The 5435-nt window shown below is 62.4% G+C and carries 5 protein-coding genes and 1 pseudogene; 1 reads left to right on the top strand and 5 read right to left on the bottom strand.

Annotation, left to right across the window (positions count from 1 at the left end; translation table 11 throughout):
• Positions 1-472: 472 nt before the first annotated feature.
• The 5 genes from ASG92_RS20510 to ASG92_RS20490 form a co-directional block, all read right to left on the bottom strand.
• Positions 473-841 (bottom strand): Fic family protein, encoded by a 369-nt coding sequence (locus ASG92_RS20510; protein WP_056632671.1) that lies wholly within the window; start codon positions 839-841, stop codon positions 473-475.
• Positions 838-1038, bottom strand: coding sequence for a ribbon-helix-helix protein, CopG family (locus ASG92_RS20505; protein ID WP_056632668.1), 201 nt, complete (start codon positions 1036-1038; stop codon positions 838-840). Before ASG92_RS20505 ends, ASG92_RS20510 begins: the two co-directional genes overlap by 4 nt.
• A gap of 148 nt (positions 1039-1186) precedes the next feature.
• A complete protein-coding gene (locus ASG92_RS28560) occupies positions 1187-1873 on the bottom strand; it encodes a hypothetical protein (protein ID WP_157372320.1) in 687 nt (228 codons plus the stop codon).
• A 202-nt stretch (positions 1874-2075) separates the two neighbouring features.
• Positions 2076-2663, bottom strand: a complete 588-nt coding sequence (locus tag ASG92_RS20495) for an adenylate kinase (RefSeq protein WP_200952039.1) — start codon at positions 2661-2663, stop codon at positions 2076-2078.
• A gap of 66 nt (positions 2664-2729) precedes the next feature.
• A complete protein-coding gene (locus ASG92_RS20490; protein ID WP_056632660.1) occupies positions 2730-4253 on the bottom strand; it encodes an aldehyde dehydrogenase family protein in 1524 nt (507 codons plus the stop codon).
• 301 nt (positions 4254-4554) lie between these two features.
• Here ASG92_RS20490 and ASG92_RS20485 point away from each other — a divergent pair.
• Positions 4555-5341: pseudogene (locus tag ASG92_RS20485) on the top strand (IS256 family transposase); the annotation flags it as partial.
• Between the last annotated feature and the right edge of the window lie 94 nt (positions 5342-5435).

The following is a 5435-nucleotide window of genomic DNA, read 5'->3' as shown; positions in this document are numbered from 1 at the left end:
AGTGTTTCCGGTTCGTAGCACGGACAGGCATAACGAAATCCATGATGGACCTTTCCCCCGCTCTGAGCACCGGCTCCCGCAACAGGGAACCTGTCACAGAACAGCCTGACACACAGGGGAATCCGGCCGAGTTCGGCACCGCTACGGCCCAGCCCGAAGCTAAAAGTGTGGACAGTAACCACACGCCAATTTCGCCGCTTCAAAGCTTTCAGGCCAACGACCGCACCCCGCAACGAAGGGATGCGGTTCGTCCTTGTCGTGACAGATTTTGCTCAGCTGGAAGAACTTCTGCGGTTTCAAAATCCGAAAACGAAGGGACGCCACAAAAGAGCCAGACGCTCGTCCAGCCTTCTGGTCAGCTTCACGGATCTTCATGATCGCCGTCGCCTCCTTTCAGTCATCTCATGACCCGGCACAGACCCACATGACGGGTCAGGAAACCGCCCAACCGGCAAGCCCACGAACCCGATGGCTAGCGCCTGACGAGATGCCTGGCAATCAGCCCAGCGCTGACTTCAAGTGAGACATCGCCGGCGGCCACCTCCACGACGAGATCAAATGCCGCATCAGTGCTGAAGTCATGCCGGTAGCCACTGATCCAGAGCATCAGAACCATCAGCGTCCACGCCATGCGTTTGTTACCGTCGATCAGCGGACGGAACCGCGCCACCGAGTCCAGTAGGGCTGCTGCCTTCATCGGTAACAGTGGATAGGCTTCCACGCCCATGACCGTGGTTGCCGGCCGGGCCAGGGCCGAGGCCAGGAGCCCGATGTCACGGATATGGAACCCGTACCGGGCGACAACCTGCAACGCATCCTCGATTTCGAGGTACGCGGTCACGCATCCTCAAGGCGGGTGAGGAGCTCCGCGTCATGGCTCATGACGAAATCCAGGCCCTCGCCGATGTCACGGCTGCGCCGGTGACGCTGCAGCACAAGCTCTGCGCCCTGGAGCAGTAATGCGGACTTGGATGTATGTTCCTCGGCAGCGAGCTGGTCCAGACGCCGATCCAGCTCTTCGGGAACACGCAGATTCATAGCCAAAGATCCATGGTACCAAACCAGTACCACCCCAGCCTGTGCAATCAAGCCACCCTGCAAAGAACCTGAACTGCGGTCCGCACGCCGGAGAACCCCCTCCGTCAATGCCCCCGGACGCACGCAGTCCGGACCACCTGAGTTAGGTCTAAGAACTAAGAGATGAGCCAGAGCCCGCCGTTTGCAGCCGCTTTTCCATCACGACGGCCATGTCCCGTGCAATTTCCTGGGCCTCGGATTGCGGCAGCCCGGAGACGTTGAACGAGATTGTCACTTCCCCTACTGCCACTGCTACCCCCGCCCCGGTCCTGGAATCTTCCGGCCCGGTGATTTTCCTGAAGGTGACACCAAGTCCATGCCGGACCCCTGGGTCAAAGGCGGTGAAGTGGCTACACTTCCCAAGTCGCGTCACGGTTTCCTGAATCACACGCCGCGCTTCTTCAGAAGACCGGCGCTGCACAAGGTGCCAGGCATAAGGGTAAAGGGGAGAACCCTCCGTCCATCCGGCCATCCTGAAGCCGCGGGAGGCAGGTAAGGAGTTGGATTCTGGAGAGCCGAAATACGCTTCATAACAGTCCTGAAATAGCCCGGGATTTGGGGCGGCACTGGGAGCTCGGCCGAGATCTATGGGTTCCGGCTCACTGAGAGTCACTTCCTGACCGACAGCAGTATTGATTTCCGCCGTGGTCGGAAAGAGGTCCTTCAGCTGCTGGTCGCTATACCCTGCAAACGACACTTCCGGGGTTGAACACGCCGTCGCTGCCATCAAGAAGGCGCTAAGAACTGAGGCGGCGGCGAGGCGGACGGCTGCGCCAAGAGATGTCTTTGTTCCCATGGAGTCCCCCAGGGAATTCGGCTCCAACGATCGGCAAGACCCCTGAGAACAATCCTATTCGGCGCTGCCCAGGAAGTCATGGCCGCTGGCTGCTCGGGCGACGGAAGGACGTGCCACGGGTAGTCGAGCCTGTCGGATTCCGCTGTGGATTCCGACAGGCTCGATCACCGTTGCCTGATTACGGGTGCAGGCGGCTGAAGTATTACCGTCCGTTTACGACGGGGACCTTGAGGAGATCTTCGAGGATGCTCATCACTCCGTCCGTGACCTCGCCGATCCCGCCGATCCCATCAACCCTGACCAGGATTCCGCGTTCCGCATACGTGGCCACCACGGCTTCGGTCTGCCCGTGGTAGAGATCCAGGCGGTGGCGGATGACCGCTTCGTTGTCATCGCTGCGCCCGGTCTCCTGGGCACGTCCCAGAAGGCGGGCCACGAGTTCCTCATCGTCGGCCGTGAGCTGCAGGACGACGTCGAGCTTGTCATCCTTGCCGGCGATGATGTGGTCCAGGTAAACGACCTGCGCGGTGGTGCGCGGGTATCCGTCGAGGAGGAAGCCGTCTTGGACGTCGGCTTCGCTGAGGCGGTCCCGGACCATCTTGTTGGTCACGCTGTCCGGAACGAAGTCTCCGGCGTCCATGTACTTCTTGGCTTCGATTCCCAGCCGCGTCTCGCCCTTGACGTTGGCACGGAAGATGTCGCCGGTGGAGATCGCGGCTAGGCCGAGGCGCTCCGAGATCCGTTCGGCCTGCGTTCCCTTGCCCGACCCGGGAGGTCCGATGATCAGCATTCTCGTCATTCAAAAGCCCCTTCGTGGTACCTGTTTGTTGAACGCTTGCGGTGGTCCCTGACCGGGCTAGAAGAAGCCGAGTTTGTTTTCGGAGTGGCTGACCAGGAGGTTCTTGGTCTGCTGGTAGTGGTCCAGCATCATGGCGTGGTTTTCACGTCCGATGCCGGAGGACTTGTAGCCGCCGAACGCAGCACCGGCCGGGTAGGCGTGGTAGTTGTTGACCCACACGCGGCCGGCCTGGATTTCACGGCCTGCACGGTAGGCAACGTTGCCGTTGCGCGACCAGACGCCGGCGCCGAGACCGTAGAGGGTGTCGTTGGCGATGCTGATGGCGTCGTTGTAGTCACTGAAGCGTGCAACGGAGACCACGGGGCCGAAGATTTCCTCCTGGAAGATCCGCATCTTGTTCTGGCCCTCGAAGATGGTGGGCTGGACGTAGAAACCGCCGGCCAGGTCCCCGTCAAGCTCTGTCGGTGCACCGCCGGCCAGGATCTTGGCGCCCTCGTCGAGCCCGATGTCGATGTAGGAGAGGATCTTCTCCATCTGGCCCACTGATGCCTGGGCACCGATCTGGGTATTGGTGTCCAGCGGGTTGCCCTGGATGATCTTCTGCGTCCTGGCCACGGCGTCGGCGATGAAGGAATCATAGATACCGTCCTGGACGAGGGCGCGGGACGGGCTGCTGCAGACTTCGCCCTGGTTGAAGGCATACAGGGTGAAGCCCTCCAGCGTCTTGTCGTAGAACGCGTCGTTGGATTCTGCAACGTCGTTGAAGAAGATGTTGGGGCTCTTGCCGCCGAGTTCCAGCGTGACCGGGATCAGGTTGGCGCTGGCGTACTGGCTGATCAGGCGCCCGGTGGAGGTCTCGCCGGTGAAGGCGATCTTCCGGATCCGCGGGCTGGAAGCCAGCGGCTTTCCCACCTCGGAGCCGAAGCCGTTGACGATGTTCAGCAGGCCGGCCGGCAGCAGGTCCGCGATGAGTTCCGCCAGGAGCAGGATGGAGGCCGGTGTGTTGGACGCGGGCTTGAGGACCACCGCGTTGCCGGCCGCCAAGGCAGGAGCCATCTTCCAAACGGCCATCAGGATGGGGAAGTTCCACGGGATGATCTGCCCCACCACGCCGAGCGGCTCGTGGAAGTGGTAGGCCGTGGTGTCGTCGTCGAGCTGGGACAGCCGGCCTTCCTGGGCGCGGATGGCGCTGGCGAAGTAGCGGAAGTGGTCCGCCGCGAGCGGGATGTCCGCGTTGAGGGTTTCGCGGATGGGCTTGCCGTTGTCCCAGGTTTCGGCGACGGCCAGCATTTCGAGGTTGGCATCGATCCGGTCTGCAATCTTGTTCAGCACGGCAGCGCGCTCAGTGGCGGATGTCTTGCCCCACGCCGGTGCGGCCTTATGGGCGGCGTCGAGGGCGAGCTCAACGTCCGCGGCGGCGCCGCGGGCCACCTCGGTGAACTGCTTCCCGTTTACCGGGGAGACGTTCTCGATGTACTGGCCGGTTGTGGGGGCTACCCACCGTCCGCCAATCCAGTTCTCGTAGCGGTCCTTGAACTGGACCTTGGATCCGTCTTGGCCGGGCTGTGCATAAACAGTCATCGTTAACTCCTTTGGAGGACAGACGTCTTCGTCCTGGGCCCCATGCTAGGCGTTCAAAGGTTGCGACCAGGCTGCATTGGAAACCGCCAGCTGCTGAGCTCTGACGGGACGCGTCCTGGTCCCGATCCCATACACGTTCCGTGCCCTACTCCTGCCCAATGCCTAATGCCCACTGACCAAGTCACCATGAGCTCACTCATGCCGGGAACCACTGCGAGCCCGCGGGGACTGTAAGAAAAACGGTCGGAACGGCGTGGCCTGACCGAAAGGCAAGGCTATGACCGCAGGGATGATCGATCCCATGACCGGAGAGATCATCGATCAGAAGGAGCTCGCGGAGGCGCTGCTGGAGCAGGCACGCGAGCAGGGCGTGAGCCTGCTGGGCCCGGGTGGGCTGCTGGCAGGCCTGACGAAGAACGTGCTCGAGACCGCGCTGGAGGCGGAGATGACCGAGCACCTCGGCCACGAGAGGCACGGGGCGGCCGAGAACGGGAACGTGCGCAACGGCACCCGGTCCAAGACCGTGTTCACAGAGGTCGGCCCCGTTGAGATCGATGTTCCCAGGGACCGCGAGGGCAGCTTCGAGCCGCGGATCGTGAAGAAGCGCCAGCGCCGCTTGGACGGGATCGGCGAGGTCGTCTTGTCCCTGACCGCCCGTGGCCTCACGACCGGAGAGATCGCGGCGCACTTCGACGACGTCTACGGCGCCACCGTCTCCAAGGACACCATCAGCCGGATCACCGAGAAGGGTGTCGGAGGAGATGGCCGAATGGACCAACAGGCCCCTGGACCGCGTCTACCCGGTGGTCTTCATCGACGCCATCCACGTCAAGGTCCGAGACGGGCAGGTGCGCAACAAGCCCTTCTATATCCTCCTGGGCGTCACCGTGAACGGCGAACGCGACATCCTCGGAATCTGGGCCGGAGACGGCGGCGAAGGCGCGAAGTACTGGCTCGGGGTTTTGACCGAAATCAAGAACCGCGGCGTGGAGGACGTGTGCGTCGCGGTCTGCGACGGGCTCAAGGGCCTGCCCGAGGCAATCACCACGGTGTGGGAGCAGGCCACCGTGCAGACGTGCGTGATCCATTATGCCGACCTTCGGATTATGCCGATGTGGCCGCGGGATCCTTTGCAGGGCATGGGTTTCGTGCCGGCGGGTCGGCATAATCAGAGGGCTTCGA

Source organism: Arthrobacter sp. Soil736, assembly GCF_001428005.1.
In the GTDB taxonomy this organism is placed as follows: Bacteria; Actinomycetota; Actinomycetes; order Actinomycetales; family Micrococcaceae; genus Arthrobacter.
The sequence above is the reverse complement of the archived record's forward strand: the minus strand, read 5'-3'. Positions and strand labels throughout refer to the sequence as shown.